15 protein-coding genes are annotated in these 18387 nt (G+C 59.1%); 10 read left to right on the top strand and 5 right to left on the bottom strand.

All coding sequences use genetic code 11. From position 1 onward, the window contains the following. Positions 1–23: 23 nt before the first annotated feature. From B0E33_RS15855 to B0E33_RS15865, 3 genes are all read right to left on the bottom strand, one after another. Positions 24–713: a DUF4336 domain-containing protein gene (locus tag B0E33_RS15855; RefSeq protein ID WP_077291727.1), complete on the bottom strand. Its 690-nt coding sequence runs from the start codon at positions 711–713 to the stop codon at positions 24–26. Continuing rightward, positions 710–1432 (bottom strand): response regulator transcription factor, encoded by a 723-nt coding sequence (locus B0E33_RS15860; RefSeq protein ID WP_023003610.1) that lies wholly within the window; start codon positions 1430–1432, stop codon positions 710–712. The genes B0E33_RS15855 and B0E33_RS15860 overlap by 4 nt, the downstream gene beginning before the upstream one ends. Positions 1433–1584: 152 nt before the next feature. After that, positions 1585–3555 (bottom strand): PAS-domain containing protein, encoded by a 1971-nt coding sequence (locus B0E33_RS15865; RefSeq protein WP_077291728.1) that lies wholly within the window; start codon positions 3553–3555, stop codon positions 1585–1587. Positions 3556–3723: 168 nt separating this feature from the next. On the opposite strand from B0E33_RS15865, the gene B0E33_RS15870 reads away from it, so the two are divergent. Beyond that, positions 3724–5637: a S8 family peptidase gene (locus B0E33_RS15870; protein ID WP_208997638.1), complete on the top strand. Its 1914-nt coding sequence runs from the start codon at positions 3724–3726 to the stop codon at positions 5635–5637. 33 nt (positions 5638–5670) lie between these two features. Here B0E33_RS15870 and B0E33_RS15875 read toward each other — a convergent pair whose 3' ends face one another. Together B0E33_RS15875 and B0E33_RS15880 are read right to left on the bottom strand one after the other, a co-directional pair. Further along, positions 5671–5931, bottom strand: coding sequence for a hypothetical protein (locus tag B0E33_RS15875; protein ID WP_152505492.1), 261 nt, complete (start codon positions 5929–5931; stop codon positions 5671–5673). A gap of 56 nt (positions 5932–5987) precedes the next feature. Continuing rightward, the gene (locus B0E33_RS15880) at positions 5988–6410 is read right to left on the bottom strand and encodes a Ros/MucR family transcriptional regulator (RefSeq protein ID WP_023003602.1); all 423 of its coding nucleotides are present in this window, start codon (positions 6408–6410) and stop codon (positions 5988–5990) included. Positions 6411–7138: 728 nt separating this feature from the next. On the opposite strand from B0E33_RS15880, the gene B0E33_RS15885 reads away from it, so the two are divergent. From B0E33_RS15885 to B0E33_RS15925, 9 genes are all read left to right on the top strand, one after another. Then, entirely contained in the window at positions 7139–8269 is a 1131-nt protein-coding gene (locus B0E33_RS15885; RefSeq protein WP_077291730.1) for a porin, read from the top strand. Between the two features lie 239 nt (positions 8270–8508). Further along, the gene (locus tag B0E33_RS15890; protein WP_023003596.1) at positions 8509–9537 is read left to right on the top strand and encodes a LacI family DNA-binding transcriptional regulator; all 1029 of its coding nucleotides are present in this window, start codon (positions 8509–8511) and stop codon (positions 9535–9537) included. Between the two features lie 222 nt (positions 9538–9759). Then, positions 9760–11745: an AMP-dependent synthetase/ligase gene (locus B0E33_RS15895; RefSeq protein WP_055661165.1), complete on the top strand. Its 1986-nt coding sequence runs from the start codon at positions 9760–9762 to the stop codon at positions 11743–11745. Further along, on the top strand, positions 11742–12569 hold the full coding sequence (locus B0E33_RS15900) for an ABC transporter ATP-binding protein (protein WP_023003592.1): 828 nt from the start codon (positions 11742–11744) through the stop codon (positions 12567–12569). Before B0E33_RS15895 ends, B0E33_RS15900 begins: the two co-directional genes overlap by 4 nt. A 12-nt stretch (positions 12570–12581) precedes the next feature. Continuing rightward, positions 12582–13535: a branched-chain amino acid ABC transporter permease gene (locus B0E33_RS15905; RefSeq protein WP_023003590.1), complete on the top strand. Its 954-nt coding sequence runs from the start codon at positions 12582–12584 to the stop codon at positions 13533–13535. Positions 13536–13548: 13 nt separating this feature from the next. Continuing rightward, complete coding sequence (locus B0E33_RS15910; RefSeq protein ID WP_023003588.1) at positions 13549–14625, top strand: branched-chain amino acid ABC transporter permease; 1077 nt, start codon at positions 13549–13551, stop codon at positions 14623–14625. 104 nt (positions 14626–14729) lie between these two features. Beyond that, positions 14730–16061, top strand: a complete 1332-nt coding sequence (locus B0E33_RS15915; RefSeq protein ID WP_077293371.1) for an ABC transporter substrate-binding protein — start codon at positions 14730–14732, stop codon at positions 16059–16061. A 61-nt stretch (positions 16062–16122) separates the two neighbouring features. Beyond that, positions 16123–16977 (top strand): ABC transporter ATP-binding protein, encoded by an 855-nt coding sequence (locus B0E33_RS15920; protein WP_023003584.1) that lies wholly within the window; start codon positions 16123–16125, stop codon positions 16975–16977. A 40-nt stretch (positions 16978–17017) separates the two neighbouring features. Beyond that, on the top strand, positions 17018–18256 hold the full coding sequence (locus B0E33_RS15925; protein ID WP_077291732.1) for a phenylacetate--CoA ligase family protein: 1239 nt from the start codon (positions 17018–17020) through the stop codon (positions 18254–18256). Positions 18257–18387: the final 131 nt, after the last annotated feature.

An 18387-nucleotide genomic window follows, 5' to 3' on the forward strand; every position in this document is an offset into this window, starting at 1 on the left:
TTGTCTGATTGGTCTTGCGGAAGTCAGGCGAAGCGCTGCCAGGCGGACGTGAAAATACCGGCGGCTTCGGGCGCTTCAATAATTCGGCCATGACACATGACGATCCGTTTCACGGGCCAGCTGCCAACGGCTTCCTGAAAGGGGGCGATGCCGGATTTGTCGCGGATCGCGTAGCGGTGATAGAAGGCCACTCCCGGCACGCCGTAGCAACCGATTGCCCTGAAGAACAGTTTTTCTGTGAAATTGTGTTCCGGTTGATAGTTATAGAGCAGGTCAGCCGTTACCAGCGTGCCCGAACGCCGGTGAAAGAGAACCGTTTCATTCAAGTCGTGCCCGCTCAGTGTCGCATGCTCGATTTCTCCATCAGCCACGACTGTTTTATCAGTGACAATTTCCGAGTTCGCGATCTTGCCGATCTTCCGTTCAAGCCCTTTGGGAACAAGTACACGGGCATTGGGAAAATGGTCCTGTGCGGCGTGCAGATACATGTGATGGAAAAGGTTCGGCGCAAAGAGCACCGCGATCTCGCCCAGGCTGCGGAGGGCGTTCCTGACATCCTTGCCCAGTGCCACCGGAGAGTGGAGCACCAGTCCGCCGGAGGTTTCCAGAACGGTCATGCGAAGGCTGCCCTTGCAGCCGAGCCTGGTAAAGGTGGTATCGAGCGTCCAGAGCCCTTCGTCGAGTTTTCGGAGTTCCTGTGCGGAGTTGCTCATGACCACTTCACATCACAGGCCAGCATATAGCCGGAACCGTAGATGGTGCGAATGTGGGCGGGCTCGTTCTTGCGGTTGAGCTTCTTGCGGATGCGCGAGATGCGCACGTCGATGGACCTGTCGAGGCTCTCGTCACGGCCGCCATGTTCAAGCAGGTAGTCTCGCGACAGCACGCGTTTGGGAGCTCTCAGCAGAGCTTCCAGCAACGTGGCCTCTCCAGTGGACAGAAAAGTTTCCTCGCCTTCCGGAGAGGTCAGGCAATGGGAAGCGGGTTGGTAGGTCCAGCCTTCGAACCGGGCGCAGTCGACGCTGGCCTTCACCGGTGCCTGGTCGGACGAGCGACGCAGAATGGAGCGGATACGTGCAACCACTTCGCGCGGGTCAAACGGTTTGACCACGTAATCATCCGCGCCAAGTTCCAGCCCCATGACACGGTCGGTGGAATGTCCGCGCGCCGACAGAACGATGATCGGCACTGATGACCGGCGTCTGATCTCGTTGATGAGTGCCATGCCCTCCATATCAGGCAGGCCGAGATCGACGATGCAGGCATCCGGTGTTTCCAGGCCGAGTGCGATCAGCATCTGTGAGGCCGTGGAAAAGACCTTGCCTTCCATCTCGAACTGGAGAAGGGCATCCAGCAGCAAGTTGCCGATTTCCGGTTCGTCGTCGACGATGAAAACCGTGCGTTTGGTTGCCTGGAGGGAGCGTGTCTGCAAGGCGCGTTCCTGTGTCCTAGATCAAGGGTTACTGATTTCGATCCGTCTGTGGGATCGTTTGAGCGGAGAAGCCTGGCAACTGAGACCGGCAAGTTGGAAAGGGGCTCGGGACCAGACCAGATGGGTCAATCGCAATTCTCTTTGCATAACCTTCAGGCCGGATCTGGTGTGGGGCTGAGAATCTTTTGCAGGGTGTCTGCAAGTTGAGCATCTGCGAAGGGTTTCGCCAAGACCGGAAATTCGCAGGCGTATTCCTGTCCTGCAAGATCGGACCAGTCGGCGTAACCGGACATCAGTGCAATGCCCAGATCATGACGCTTCTGCTGGATCTCGCGTGCGAGGGCCAGACCATTGATCTGCCCCGGCATGATGATGTCGCTCAGCACTCCCCGCAATTCGGGAAGGTCCAGCGCCAGGCTTCGCGCGTCTTCCGCGTTTTCGGCTCTCAGCACCGCGTATCCGAGGTTCTGCAACTGGTCCGTCACCGTGTTGGCAACATCCGGGTCATCCTCCACCAGAAGCAGAAGTTCACCCTGACCCGGTTTCAAGGGGAGCGTTTCGCCCTCGTCCGTGTCCCGGCCAGTAGATGGCGTGATACGCTGATAGGGCAGATAAAGGGTCAGATAGGTGCCGACGCCCAGGGCGCTGGAGATGTGGATCGCGCCGCCTGACTGGCGAATGAATCCATAGACCATGGACAGGCCGAGCCCGCTGCCCGTGCCGAAGTTCTTGGTGGTGAAAAAGGGTTCGAAGACACGCAGTTGCGTGTCCGGATCCATGCCGCCGCCAGTGTCGCCGACGGTGATACGCGCAAACCTGCCGGATGGAATGCCCAGGTCATCGGCTTCGCGAGTGTCCAACTCGCATGCATCCAAAGTGATGGTCAGCGTGCCGCCTTCCGGCATCGCATCGCGTGCGTTGAAGGCCAGGTTGATCAGCGCTGTTTCCATCTGCGTCGGGTCGATGCAAGCGCCGATTTCCTTGTCCTGAGCGGTAATCGTCACGTCGACCGAAGGCGGCAGGGAGCCTTCCAGCAACCGGCCGGCACTGGCGATGACCTTGGCAAGCGACACATTCTGGGGATCGATCGCCTTGCCACGGCTGAAGGCAAGCAGGCGCTGGATCAGATCCGAGCCGCGCTTGGTCGCTTCGAGCATTGGTGACAGCTTGCCGTCGAGGGTTTCCCGGTCGAGCGGCGTTTCCATACGCCCGAGAGACAGAAGATTGCCCATCAGGATCGCAAGCAGGTTGTTGAAGTCGTGGGCGAGCCCGCCGGTGAGCTTGCCGACGGCATCCATGCGCTGAGACTGCACAAGCGCTGCTTCCGCCTGCTTCTGGTCCGTGGCATCGAGCGACAGCACAAAAATGCCCAGGGTCCTGCCGTCCTTGGTCATGTCCGGAATGAGGGTCGAGCGCATGTAGGCGGTACTGCCGTCCGAACGATTGCGCTGATATTCGTAGCTGACGGCATTGCCTTCAAAGGAGCGGTTGATATGAGGCTCCAGCTCCTTGAACAGGTCCTCGCCAACCACTTCCGGTGCCGGCCGTCCCGCGATCGAGGCAACCGAGTGGCCGAACCAGTCGGCGTAGCGGCGGTTGGCGAAGCGGAAGACGGGGCCGGGAGACAGATAGGCAATCAGGGCAGGGATGTTGTCCGTCACCAGACGGAGCCAGTCTTCCGACTGCTGCAGTGCCCGTGTGCGCTCTTCCACCGTTCGTTCCAGCTTTTCCTGCCGGCGGCGATCCTCGGTGACGTCGGAATAAGTTGTGACGAACCCTCCCTTCGGCAGGGGGGTGCCCGAAACGGCGATCACCTGGCCATTTGGACGGATGCGTTCGAAATAATGCGGTTCGAACAGCTTGGCCCGTTCCAGTCGGCGCTGGATCTTGCCTTCGATATCGCCGGGCCCATATTCGCCGCGCTCGGCGTTGACACGCAAGAACGCTTCCAGATGCGTGCCGCGACGAGCCAGTTCCTGAGGAAAATCAAGCATTTCCCAAAGGCCTCGATTCCACGCGACAAGTCTGAGATCGGCGTCGAAGGCCGAAAAGCCCTGATTGATGTGGTCAAGCGCGGCCTGCATCAGATCGAGCTGCGTCTTGAGCTGTTGTGTCTCCTCCATGGGGTGAGAGTAAGCCCGAAAAGCAGGTTTGACCATTCATCCGAGAAGAGAATGGCAGTCCTTGCTGACAAGACCCGACGAGGGTTACGTGCAGGCCGAAAAACTTCGCCTTTCATGATATGCTGGCCAAGTATTTTTGACTTTGTTTTTCCTGCGATGGAGGGATCCATGCAACTAAAGAAACTTGACCCGAGGCTGCGCCGGTATGCGGCCGAGGCAGAACTGAAATCATTTGACGACGAAACCGCCCTCGACACCATTCCGTCCGCTCCCGCGTCCCTGGAGAGCACTTCTGCCGGGTCGCCGCCGCTTGGGGAGGTCCGACGCGTTCTGGTCGAACTGCAGGCGGATCAACCGCCCGCGGCCTTTGCTGACTTTCATTGGGTACATGTGGCCGGGAAGATCTATTCCGTCTCGCTTCCGATGAACAGGCTGGCGGAGCTGCATGCGCATCCGTCGGTGGAAACTGTCGAAGCCGGGCGGCGCTGGTTTCCGATGCTCGAAACCTCCCTTGCCGAAACCAGGGCGAACACGGTCCATCAGGGCAGTACCGGCGTTCCGGGCCGCACAGGGGCCGGTGTTCTGGTGGGCATCATCGATTACGGAATGGATTTCACGCTCGACGATTTCCGCAAGGCGGACGGCACCACAAGGCTGGCCTTTCTCTGGGACCAGCGCCTCGACGCCCGTCCGGGCGAGAGCGCGCCGGATGATTTCGCCTATGGCGTGGAGTATGGGGCCAACCAGATTGACGAGGCACTGAATGCGTCTGATCCGTTCAGTGTTGTCCGGCACAGGCCGGATGCGGCTTCACACGGCACACATGTTGCGGGAATCGCGGCAGGCAATGGCAGATCGCACGATTCCGACTTCGCAGAAGGAGCGCATCTTGGAGCAGCGCCCGAAGCCACGCTGATCTTTGTTCAGCCGGATACGCGCGACGGGTCCGGCACATTTACCGATTCCAGCCACGTGGTCGATGCAGTTGCCTACATCATGAACAAGGCGGATGCGCTCGACATGCCCTGTGTGATCAACATGAGCCTCGGGCAGAATGGCGGTAGCCATGATGGGGAGAGCCTTGTCGAAAGGGCGATCGACCGTCTGCTGGAGCCTCTGGGGCGGGCGTTCGTGAGCGCGGCGGGAAATGAACATGTCTGGCATGGGCATGCCGCCGGGAACATCAAGACGGGCGAAAGCCGGGAACTGCGCTGGAAAACGGGTGGTGGCATGCCTTTGCCCGATGGCACCATCACCCAGACCGGAACGGACAGGACGTCGAGCGAGCTGGAGATCTGGTATTCGAGTGTCGACAGGTTTGCCGTGACACTGACTGCACCGGATGGAACACAGTACGGACCGGTCACCCCTGGTAAATCCCTGCTTCAGGACGAGGTCTTTATCGATTCGGAGCGCTTTTCGAGCTTGAACGGACAAGCGCGGATCTACATGCAACTGGAAGCACCATTCGGGCTCGGGATGCTGAGGTCCGGTGTCTGGACCTTGAAACTGGAGGCACTGGAAGGAGAAAACGGCCGGTTCGACGCCTGGATCGAGCGTGATCTGCGTGACCGGGACAACAATTATGCCGATCAGTCTTTCTTCCAGGGCGGCGATTTCGACCCTGTCCGCACGCTCGGCACTCCGGCAACAACTCGCAGGGCAATTGCGGTTGCCAATTACAGCCACTATTCACTTTCGCCGGCGGCTTCCTCCAGCCGCGGGCCCACACGCGACAATCGGAACAAGCCAGAGGTTGCCGCCCCTGGAACAAATATTGTTGCGTCCTGTGCACAAGGCGGACGGAACAACGGCAACGGCGGGGTCCACCCGATGCGTGTGCTGAAATCCGGCACCAGCATGGCTGCCCCGCATGTTGCCGGTATCGTTGCCCTGCTGTTTCAGGAAGCACGCTCCTTGTCGGCGCCCCAGATCGCAAACATCCTGATGGCGACGTCGGATAATCCGGACGGCATACCGGGGTTCGATGTTGCCTGGGGCTTTGGCCGGGTGAACGCGGCGCGTGCTCTGCGGCTGTTGCGCGATCCCGATCAGCCCGGGCGCACCGATGCGGTGATTTGAGCTTTTTGATGTGAAAAACAGGATGCGGCGTCGTTAACGCCGCATCGCACCGCCGACCTGGATATAGGTGACAGCGGTATCCTCAGCGAGCGAGTTGAGGTTTTCTGCGGTGACGAGCAACGTCATCAGGTGGCTTTGAGGGCTCCAGGACAATAATTCAGGAGTGCCCGCGCTGGTGGTGCGCATAGCCAGGTCGTCCGGGGTCTTGCCCGGTGCAAGTTCGACCATCGCCTTCATTTGCGCCGAGGGATCGTTTCTCATGATCGCCTTGCGCGCCTGCGGGCTGAGTTTCATCTGCCTGAAGTCCATACCTGGAATATAGCACTGCGCTGTCGGTCTTCAAAACCGGGTCAGCGTTTCCGATGCCCCAGTTTTGCGGCCTTGGCCATTTCGGCCCGTTTTTGCGCGTAGTTGGGTGCAACCATCGGGTAATCCGCGCTCAGGCCCCATTTGCGCCGATACTCGGCGGGGGTCAGGTTGAACTTCGTCTTCAGGTGGCGTGTCAGAAACTTGAATTTCTTGCCGTCCTCGAGACAGACGATGAACTCCGGAGTGACCGAGTGCTTTATAGGCACAGCCGGCACGAGGGGAGCCCTGAATACGGTCGGGGTATTGTTGGTCGCGGTTTCCAGGGCAACGTGGACATCCAGAATCAACTCGATCAGATCCTGCTGCGGGACCGGGTTGTTCGTCACGTAGTTGGAAACAATTCCCGCGGTGAGCGCCATCAGGTTCGGCGAATCGAAGCTCTCGCCTTCTTCTGGTTCAGCCATGGGAGTTCCTTTTCCGAAATTGGGGACTGGAGAGGGCCGTGGGCGGGGCGGTGCCGGGCGCGCAGGCAAACCGTGCCAAATAGATTTGTTTTACGACTTCTCTTTTCAAGTAGCGATCACGTTTTTATCAAATAAAAAAATGTATGAGGAAATTTCGCCGATTTGGGAAACCCGAGAGTTTTCCATTGGCGCAATCTCAACTGTAGTTCTCAAGAAATACTGGACTAAAAATTCTGGTTGTTCCAAAAACCGCTGAAATCTGCAGGAAAAATAGACAAAATCGAAAATGCTATTTCTTCTCTATAGAAAAACTTGCTTTTCAAATCTGTAAACTGAACAGTGTAGTCATGAAGTTCGCATCTGCAGCAAAAGCAAATGTAAGAAAAACAGCATAAATAAACACAAAGTATTTAAAGTAGTGCGAGGGCGGGGGATATGGGGATGCGGTTTCGGGAGTTCAAGGGCAAAAATGAAAAAGTGAAAAATTGTAAAAAATGATGGATTATCAATGTGTTGCAAAAATATGACTCCAAATGTCAATGTGCGCCAGAGAAAAATTCTGGCTTGAATTCCGGCGTCGGAACTGGCTTTTTGATGCGGAGACGGCCAACGGGGTGCAAGTAAACGCTTGTTGTTGGTAGTCTAAAGGTTAGTTTGAAGGGGTCGCGTTAAAGTATTCGAATCCGTTCCTTCAGCCTTCCGACTGAATTTGAAACTGGAGTAATGTAATGAAACTCAAGAGTTTGATGCTCGGCGCGGCCGCAGCTGCTGCTGCAACCACCGCCCAGGCGGCTGACCTTCCGGTCGCTCCGGAGCCGGTCGACTATGTTCGCGTTTGTGACGCATACGGCGCGCGCTTCTACTACATCCCGGGCACCGAAACCTGCCTCCGCGTTGGCGGCCGTGTTCGTACCCAGGTTGTCGTCAACAACGTTCTGGAAGACGGTGCCTTCAGTGACCGTGACTCCGACGGCTACTCCTGGCTGTCTCGCGGCTACCTGTACCTGGACGCTCGCACGGCTACCGAATTCGGTACCCTGCGCACCTACGTGTCCATCTACTCCACCGTGACCAACGGCGAAAACAGCACCACGCTGGAAAACGCCTACATCCAGTGGGGCGGTCTGACAGCTGGTCGTCTGACCTCGAACTTCGACATCTTCACCGGTCAGGCCTTTGTCGGTGTCGTGGATCGTGACTGGTCCGACGTGACGTCCAACCAGATTGCCTACACCGCTGCTTTCGGCAACGGCTTCTCCGCGACCATCGCTCTGGAAGACCGTTCCGATCGTGAATATGGTGATTACGGCGGGACCCGTGCTCCGGACTTCGTTGCCGCTCTCGGCGTTTCCCAGGGCTGGGGTTCTGCACAGCTGTCCGGTGCTCTGCACCAGGTTTACCCGGATGCAGCTGCCAACCGCACCAACAATGGTGGTGAAGACTCCCTGGGTTGGGCAGTCGGTGGTGGTGCTGCCATCAACCTGCCGATGCTCAACTCCGGTTCGAACATCTTCTTCCAGGGCTTCTACGCTGATGGCGCACTGTCCTACATCACCACGTATGACGGCGTAGCCGACTACAACGGCGGCGACACCTCCACCGGTTACTCGCTGTCTGCTGGTGCCTACATCCAGGCAACTTCCACGATCGGCCTCGCGCTTGACGGTTCCTATGCCGACATCGACGCCGCAACTGGCCTGAACGACGTAACCCGTTACGCAATCGACGGTTCGGTTCAGTGGGAGCCGGTCTCCGGCTTCGTCATGGGTGCAGACGTAGGTTACGCAAACACCGACATCGACACCCAGGGTGACCAGGACGAACTCCTCTTCGGTGTTCGTATGCAGCGCACCTTCTAATCTTACGGTTAGACTCTGACTGACTAAAAATGACCTCCAGTCAGTCAATCGGCCCGGCAGACTCCAAACTGCCGGGCCTCCCCCGTTTTTGGGGGACCCGCAGTCGCCAAGAGGAAAAGCGCCGTGTCTGCTGTGCTGTGGTTTCCACGGCAACACCGAGCCGGTGCAGCTGAAATTTCTTTGCCTCTCCAATTGAAAAGACGTGCGACGCCAGAATGTTCTCGGCTAACATTCGCGGAATGCCAAAGTCTGAATACAAAAAGAAAAATCCGACGGTTCAGGACGTCGCCCGCGCCGCCAATGTGTCGACGGCAACTGTCAGCCGCGTTTTGACGACACCCGACAGGGTGTCCGCGGAAACCCGGCGCCGCGTGTCGGAAGCGGTCGAAAAGACCGGCTACGTCCTCAATCATGCCGCGCGCAATCTTCGCCGCCGGGACACGGGAACGATCGTTGCGCTCGTTCCGGACATCGGCAATTCCCACTTTTCGAACATTCTCCAGGGCATTGAAACGGTCTGCGCGGAAAGACAGCTGAAAGTGCTGATTGCCGACACGCGCAAGCCGTCCATGTCGCATTCGAGCCTGAGTGACTATTTCAGCAAGAACAATTGCGACGGGATCGTTATCCTGGACGGGCATTTCTCGATTTCCCGAATCAGATCTTCCAATCCCAAGTCCCCGCCCATCGTGCTGGCCGGCGAATGGAGCGACGATCCGGCGGTGCCAATTGCCGTTGTCGACAATCTGATGGGGGCGGATCTGGCAGTGTCGCACCTCCTCGAACTGAAGCACTCCAATATCGGCCACGTTACGGGCCTCCTGTCGCACAAGCCGGGAAGGGACCGGCTCGACGGATTCCGAGCCACGTTGGGCGGTGCGGGTCTCGATCCGGCCAGTGCCTGGATCTTCGAGGGGGACTACACGCTGGAAGCCGGCGTCAGGGCCGCAAAGGCATGGCTGGACCTGCCGAACCGGCCGACCGCCGTCTTCTGTGCCAGCGACCGGTCCGCCTTCGGCTTCATTTCATTCCTGAGCGAAGCCGGCATCCGTGTGCCGCAAGATGTTTCGGTTGTCGGGTTTGACGACATCGACATTGCCGGACATTTCGTGCCGCCACTGACAACAATCCACCAGCCTCGCCGGGCAGTTGGCGAGCAGGCAGCGAAACTGTTGCTCAACCTGCTGGGTGGTGCAAAGCCGGACAACGGCAGCGTTCAACTGGAGCCCTGGCTGGTGGTCCGCAAGAGTGCAGTCGAGCTGGTCTAGGCATCAGTCATTCGCACATGCAGCGCAAATGAAACAATTCGACACGATTGAAACATATTGCTGAAAATCCGCCGTCCTAGCCTGATTTTCAACGGGTTGGGACAGCGTCCTTCTTCGCCTTTAACAATTTACCGGTTGAAGGTTCGGTCGGCACGGCGTTTCATAGCCCCACAGGAAACGACCCTGGAAAACCGGGGCGCCTTCTAAAGGGAAGAAACATCTATGGTAGGGTCGGCCAGCGCTACATCGCGCGGGGAGGACACCTTTCCGAAGATTCTCATGCGCAACGCGCAAGTCTTCGGAGACCGGACGGCGTTCCGGGAAAAGGATTTTGGGATCTGGCAAAGCTGGACCTGGTCCGAGGTGTGTGAAGAAATCCGCGCATTCTCCATCGGTTTGAAATCTCTGGGCCTGAAGGCTGGAGACAAGATCGCCATCGTCGGTGCGAACCGTCCAAGGCTCTATTGGGCGATGGTGGCCGCCCAGGCACTCGGGGCCGTTCCGGTGCCTGTCTATTCGGACAGTGTTGCCGAGGAAATGGCCTTCGTGCTCGGCCATGCCGAAGTCACCTTCGCGGTGGTCGAGGATCAGGAGCAGGTCGACAAGCTCCTGTCGATGGCGGACGAGGTAAAGTCGCTCACCGAGATCATCTATGATGAAGTGCGCGGCCTGCGCGACTACGATCATACCCACCTGCACGGCTATTCCTCGGTACAGGAAAAGGGACGCGAGCTGCTTGCGGCAACGCCGTCCCTGGCAGCCGAGTGGGAAGCCGGATTCCGTGACGCCAAGGGCTCAGACATTGCGGTGATGCTGTACACTTCAGGCACCACCGGGAGACCGAAGGGCGTGATGCTGTCCTTCGACAATCTCGTCATTTCGGCGCGCAACGGTAACAAGTTCGATCATCTGGACGAGACCGAAGAAGTGCTCGCCTACCTGCCGATGGCCTGGATCGGCGACCACGTGTTCTCCCTGGCGCAGGCTTTCACGGCGGCCTACTGCGTCAACTGTCCGGAAAGCATGGACACGATCGACGTGGACCGGCTTGAAATCGCGCCGACCTATTTCTTCGCACCGCCGCGTGTTTTCGAGAACATGCTGACCCGCATCATGGTGCGCATGGAAGATGCGGGGAAAACCAAGCGTGCGATCTTTGACTATTTCATGGAAGTTGCCCGCAAGGTGGGCGAGAAGATCCTGAATGGCGAAACGGTCGGCCTGAAGGACCGGATGCTTTACGCCCTCGGCGAATTCTGCGTCTACGGACCTCTCAAGAACCGCATGGGTCTTACCCGCATGAAAGTCGGCTATACGGCCGGCGAGGCCATCGGGCCAGAGATCTTCCGGTTTTTCCGCTCGCTGGGCCTCAACCTCAAGCAGCTCTACGGCCAGACCGAGGCCAGCGTCTACATAACGCTGCAGCCGGATGGCGAGATCTACGGCGATACGGTCGGCAAACCTGCTCCCGATGTTGAGCTCAAGATCGCCGACAGCGGTGAAGTGATGTATCGCTCGCCGGGTGTCTTCGTCGGCTATTTCAAGAATGACGAGGCTACCGCAAGCACCAAGACGCCGGACGGCTGGGTGCATACGGGTGATGCCGGCATCATTGCCGAGAACGGCCACCTGAAGATCATCGATCGCGCCAAGGATGTGGGCAAGCTCAATGACGGGGCACTGTTCGCGCCGAAATACATCGAGAACAAGCTGAAGTTCTTCCCGAACATCAAGGAGGCGGTCGCCTTCGGTCACGAGAAGGACATGGTGGGGGTTTTCATCAACATCGATCTGACCGCGGTCGGCTCCTGGGCGGAACGCAACAACGTCAACTATGCCTCCTACCAGGAACTTGCCGCGCATCCAGATGTCTACGGCATGATCGAAAGCCATGTCGATCAGGTGAACCGGGACCTTGCCCGCGAACCGATGATGGCGGGTGCGCAGATCAAGCGGTTCCTGATCCTGCACAAGGAACTGGACGCGGATGATGGTGAGCTCACGCGCACGCAGAAGGTTCGCCGGAGCTTCATCGCCGAACGCTATGGTCCACTGATCGACGCGCTTTACGACGGATCCACCTCCAAGCATGTGCGTACCGAAGTAACCTTTGAAGACGGCCGCAAGGGCGCAATCGAAGCCACCGTCGAGATCCGCGACATGTCCACCCATGACGCCGGAGCGGGCGTACAGGAGGCCGCCGAATGAACGCGATCGTTTCCGACAAGACACTGTCGCCGAATGGTGCGCAGGAACCGGCTGAGCGCGAGGTACTGCTGCGGGTCGACAACGTGTCGCTGTCCTTCGGCGGCGTGAAGGCGATCACCGACATTTCGTTCGACATCCAGAAGGGCGAGATCCGCGCGATCATAGGTCCGAACGGGGCCGGCAAGACGTCGATGCTCAATGTCATCAACGGATTTTATCATCCGCAGGAAGGCACGATCACCTGGCAGGGCCAAGTGCGCCGCAAGATGAAGCCTTACGAGGCAGCCAGCCAGGGGATTGCCCGGACCTTCCAGAACGTGGCGCTGTTCAAGGGCATGACCACGCTGGATAACATCATGTCCGGCAGAACCTTGAAGATGCACAAGAACTTCTTCTGGCAACTTCTGTGGCGCGGCCCGGCGGAGCGCGAGGAAATCGAACATCGGCGCAAGGTCGAGGACATCATCGATTTCCTTGAAATTCAGGCAATCCGCAAGACACCGGTCGGGCGTCTGCCCTACGGGCTGCAAAAGCGGGTCGAGCTTGGCCGCGCGCTGGCGATGGAGCCGGACCTGTTGCTGCTCGATGAGCCGATGGCCGGTATGAACCTTGAAGAAAAAGAAGACATGAGCCGGTTCATCATCGACGTGAATCAGGAATTCGGCACGACGATCGCCCTGATCGAACATGACATGGGCGTCGTCATGGATCTCTCCGACCGGGTGGTCGTGCTCGACTACGGCAAGAAGATCGCCGACGGGCCACCGGAGGAAGTGCAGGCCAGCCAGGCCGTTATCGACGCTTATCTCGGTGTGAGCCACTAGGAGGGACGAACCATGCTCTACGACATTTTTATCGATCCCTTCGTACAGATGTACCAGATGCCGGATTTCTTCCTGCAGGTCCTGTGGGAAGGTTTCGTCGCCGGAATTCTGTATGCGCTGATCGCGCTGGGTTTCGTGCTGATCTTCAAGGCTTCCGGCGTGTTCAACTTCGCCCAGGGCATCATGGTGGTGTTCGCCGGCCTGACGCTGGTGGGCCTCAACGAAAACGGTGTGCCTGCCTATCTGGCACTGATCCTGACCATCGGCGTGATGGGGGTTCTGGCATACGGAGTGGAACGGGTGGTCATGAGACCCCTGGTCAACCAGCCGGAAATCATCCTTCTGATGGCGACCATCGGCCTGACATATTTCCTCGTTGGCTTCGGTGAATTCGTCTTCGGCGGCGAGCCCAAGCAGATGATTACCGAGCAACTGGGACTGCCAACCGGCTCGACCGCGTTCGAATTCGGTGACCGGGGGCTCGTGATCCTGCAGCATATCGATATTGCGGCAGCCGTGATCGCGGTGGTGATGGTGACGGCGCTCGGCATCTTCTTCAACAAGACGCGGATCGGCCGAGCCTTGCGGGCCGTTGCTGATGACCACCAGGCTGCCCTTTCCGTCGGTATCTCTCTCAACCAGATCTGGGCGATCGTCTGGTTCGCAGCAGGCCTCGTGGCCCTGGCGACCGGCATCATGTGGGGGGCGCGGTCCGACGTGTCCTTCGCGCTGGAAATCGTAGCGTTCAAGGCGTTGCCGGTGCTGATCCTCGGCGGCTTCACGTCGATCCCGGGTGCCATTGTCGGCGGCCTGATCATCGGCTTCGGCGAGAAGATCGGCGAACTGTACTGGGGTGGTCTTGTGGGGGGCGGGATTGAATCCTGGCTCGCCTATATCATCGCCCTGATCTTCCTTCTGTTCCGGCCACAAGGCCTCTTCGGCGAACGTATCATCGAGCGGATCTAGGGATATCTGACCCATGTTTTATCGCGAAGCTGGCCAATTCAAGACGAGCTACAAGGCGGATCAGGCGCTGTTCCCGATTCTCCAGGACCGCGTCGGCCTGGCCGTCATACTCATCACGGCGTTTGCAGTCATTCCGGCCCTTGCAAACGACTTCTTCCTGACCTCCATCATGATCCCGTTCCTGGTATTTTCGCTGGCGGCGATCGGGCTGAACATCCTGACCGGGTTCTGCGGACAGTTGTCCCTGGGAACCGGTGCGTTCATGGGGGTCGGCGCCTATGCCGCCTACAAGCTGACGTCGATCTTTCCCGATGCCAATGTCATCGTGATGGTTCTGGTGTCCGGCGTGTTCTCGGCTGCCATCGGCGCGGTCTTCGGACTGCCGAGCCTGCGCATCAAGGGGCTTTACCTGGCGGTGACGACGCTCGCCGCGCAGTTCTTCCTGGAATGGTGTTTCATCCGTATTCCGTGGCTCTACAACTACAACGCCTCCGGCGCGATCGAAGTGCCGCGCCGCGAAGTTTTCGGCATTATCGCCACAGGGGCGGAAGCAACGCCGCTGGCGCGCTACTTCATCGTTCTCGGTATCACGGTGCTGATCGCCTTTTTGATGGCGAACGTCCTGCGCGGCCGGATCGGCAGATCTTGGATGATGATCCGCGACATGGACATTGCGGCTGAACTCATAGGCGTTCGCCCGCTGCAGACCAAGCTGATGGCCTTTGCCGTGTCGTCCTACATCTGCGGCGTGGCCGGTGCGATGATGGTGTTCTTCTGGCTGAATGCCGCCGAGCCGTCGTCCTACTCCATCCGGTTGTCCTTCCAGGTGCTGTTCATGGTGATCCTGGGCGGCCTGGGCAGCCTCGGCGGAGCCTTCATGGGAGCCGCTTTCATCTGGATCCTGCCTGTTGTTCTGAAATTCGTACCCGGCCTCCTCGGCATCGACCTGGCCGCGGAGACCGTGGAGCACGCGACCTTCATGATCGTTGGCGCTCTCATCATTTTCTTCCTGATCGTCGAACCGCACGGCTTTGCGCGGCTCTGGCAGATCGCGAAGCAGAAGCTCAGGGTCTGGCCGTTCCCTTACTAGGGGCTGCCAGCCTTTTCGCCCGCCATCCGGACATGGACCGATCCGGTGAGGAATGGCGCAACCGGTCCGGCGGTATTCATTTCGATGCCGCGTGGGAGGAGAATATGAAAAGCATTAAGCAATTTGCGCTGGGAACCGCTGTTGCGCTCGGGGTCGGTCTCTCCGGCGCCATGACGACCGCGGTCCAGGCACAAGATACCAACTATGTGCCGCTCCTGACTTACCGGACAGGGCCTTACGCCGGCTCCGGCATCCATATCGCCAACGGCATGCATGACTACCTGCAGATGCTGAACGAGCGCGATGGTGGCATCGGCGGCGTTAAGCTGGCGCTGGAAGAGTGTGAAACCGGCTACAACGCCCAGAAAGGCGTCGAGTGCTACGAAGCCACCAAGGGCAAGGGCGCGCTGGTCTACAACCCGTATTCCACCGGTATCACGCTTCAGCTGATCCCCAAGGCCGGTGTCGACAAGATCCCGGTTCTTTCGATGGGCTACGGCCTGTCGGCTGCCGCTGTCGGTTCCACGTTCCCGTGGATCTTCAACGTGCCGGACACCTATTGGGACGGCGCTTCCGTGGTCATCAAGTACATCGGTGAGCAGGAAGGCGGTCTTGAGAACCTCAAGGGCAAGAAGATCGGTTACATCTTCCTTGACGCCGGTTACGGCCGCGAGCCCCTGCCGCTTTTGGAGCAGCTGGCCGAAAAATACGGCTTCGAACTGCTGCAGTACCCGGTTCCGGGTGCGGAAATGCAGAACCAGTCTTCACAGTGGCTCAACGTACGCCGCGACCGTCCGGACTACATGATCATGTGGGGCTGGGGTGCGATGAACCCGACCGCCGTCAAGGAAGCCGTCAAGATCCGCTTCCCGATGGACAAGTTCATCGGTGTGTGGTGGTCCGCAGGTGACGACGATGCTGCCGCCGGTGGTGAAGGTGCCAAGGGCTACAAGGCACTGAACTTCTCCGGTGTCGGCGCCGACTTCCCAGCTCTCGATGACATCAAGAAACACGTCATCGATACAGGCAAGTCCTCCACCGATGCGGAGACGATCGGCAGCACGCTCTATAACCGTGGCGTCCTGAACTCGGTCATCATCGCGGAAGGCATTCGCAGCGCCCAGCAACTGACCGGCAAGACTGTCATCACGGGCGAAGACATGCGTCTTGGTCTCGAGGCTCTCAACCTGGACGAGGCTCGTCTGGCTGAGCTCGGTCTGAAGGGCTTTGCCCATCCGATGAAAGTGACCTGCGATGACCACGCCGGCAGCCATCCGGTGTTCATCCAGGAGTGGGACGGCAAGAAGTGGCGTCAGGTTTCTGACTGGATCGAGCCGATGACCGATGTGGTCCGTCCGCTGCTGGAAGCAGCCGCTGCGGAATACGCAGAAAAGAATGCGCCGTGGCCGGCGCGCACCGAACCCTGCCCGAACTGATAGGCAGTCCGCTCCGCCGCGCCGCATAAACGTGCGGCGGAGCAACCAGGGAGAAGAGGGAATGGCATTGCTGGATGTAGAACAGCCTGGTTCGCAGGGCGCTCGGGATGCTGCCGGGACAATCCTGTCGGTCAACAATATCGAGGTCATTTATGACCACGTGATCCTGGTGCTGAAGGGCGTGTCGCTGACGATTCCCAAAGGCGGGATCGTGGCGCTGCTCGGCGCGAATGGAGCGGGCAAGACGACCACGCTGAAAGCGATTTCGAACCTGCTTGGTGCCGAACGTGGCGAAGTGACAAAGGGCAAGATCCTTTTCGATGGCGAAGAAGTCCAGGCCCTGTCGCCAAACGATCTGGTTCGCCGGGGATGCATCCAGGTGATGGAGGGCCGGCATTGTTTCGGTCACCTGTCCATCGAGGAAAACCTGCTCACGGGCGCCTATACCCGCAAGGACGGGTACAGCGCCGTGAAGGCGGACCTGGAGATGGTCTACAATTATTTTCCGCGTCTGCGCGAGCGGCGTGGCAGTCAGGCGGGTTACACCTCCGGCGGCGAACAGCAGATGTGCGCTATCGGCCGTGCCCTGATGAGCCGGCCGAAGATGATCCTGCTGGATGAACCGAGCATGGGGCTGGCGCCTCAGCTTGTGGAGGAAATCTTCGAGATCGTCCGCCAGCTCAACCAAAAGGAAGGCGTGTCCTTCCTGCTTGCCGAACAGAACACCAACGTGGCGCTGAAATACGCGACCTACGGCTACATTCTGGAATCCGGCCGCATTGTGCTCGACGGCGACGCCAAGGCGTTGCGCGAGAACGAGGACGTCAAGGAATTCTATCTGGGCGTTGGCGGTGAGGGCCGTCGGTCGTTCCGGAATGTCAAACATTATAAGCGAAGGAAGCGCTGGCTGGCCTGACGGGGTTTCAGACACAGGGCCGAAACAGGCGGAGACGACCATGAGCGACATTCAGTTTGACGCGCGCGAGCGGCAAGACGCCGCTCAGCGCGAACGGGATCTTTTTGCCCGATTGCCGGATCTTCTGGTCCATGCGACCGGCAAATCCTCCGGGTGGGCCGCACATCTGGACGGATGCGATATTGCTGGCGTTACCGACCGGACAGCGCTTGCGGGACTGCCGGTCCTGCGCAAGTCTGACCTTTTGGAAAAGCAGCGGGCACAGCCGCCCTTCGGCGGATTTCTGGCAGGTGAGCTTTCCGGTGCTGCAAGGGTTTTCATGTCGCCAGGACCTATCTGGGAACCGCAGGCGCCCGGGCTCGATCCCTGGAACGGTGCGCGAAGCCTGTTCGCAGCCGGTTTCCGCAAGGGCGATGTGGTTCTCAACGCGTTTTCCTATCACCTGACACCGGGTGGCTTCATTCTGGATCAAGGTGCCATTGCACTTGGATGCACGGTGTTTCCCGCCGGCGTTGGCAATACGGACAGTCAGGTCGAAGCGATCGAGGTGCTCAAACCGTCCGGTTTCGTCGGCACGCCGGACTATCTGAAGATCCTCCTCGATCGTGGCCGGGACCAGGGCCGGGATGTCTCCTCCATCAAGAAGGCCTTGGTCTCGGGTGGCGCGCTGTTTCCATCCCTGCGCGAGGAATACGAGGCAGGCGGAATTCGTGTCGGACAGTGCTACGCGACAGCGGACCTCGGCGTCATCGCCTATGAAAGCGAGGCAAGGGAGGGCATGGTCGTCAACGAGGACTATATCGTGGAGATCGTGCGCCCGGGCACCGGCGAGCCGGTGGCAGATGGTGAGGTCGGCGAACTGGTGGTCACCAACTTCAACAGCCTCTATCCGCTGATCCGCTTCGCGACCGGCGATCTGTCCAAGATCATTCCCGGACAGTCGCCCTGCGGACGCACCAACATGCGGCTTGCCGGCTGGATGGGACGGGCAGATCAGCGCACCAAGGTCAAAGGCATGTTCGTCGACCCGGCGCAGATCGCGCAGATCGTTGCCGCGCATCCCGAAATCAGCAAGGCCCGCCTTGCCGTCAGCCGCATTGGCGAGGCCGATGCCATGACACTGACCGTGGAAACCGACGCCTCCGGCAACGGCTTGCCGGAACGGGTTGCAGAAACACTGCGTGAAGTGACCCATCTGAAGGGGGACGTCCTGACCGTTGCTCCGGGTGGTTTGCCGAATGACGGCAAGGTGATTGCGGATGAACGGGAGTACGGTTGAGGCTCGGAGCAACGCGCAGGCATGCCTCCGGAGTTAATGCAAGTTTCAGTCTCATCCCGAGGAAGCGCGCAAGCGCTGTGTCGAAAGATGGCTGCATACTCCGGGGCAAGTTGCCCATCCGACGGGACGAA

Origin of the sequence: Roseibium algicola, assembly GCF_001999245.1 — a bacterium.
GTDB classification, from domain to species: domain Bacteria; phylum Pseudomonadota; class Alphaproteobacteria; order Rhizobiales; family Stappiaceae; genus Roseibium; species Roseibium algicola.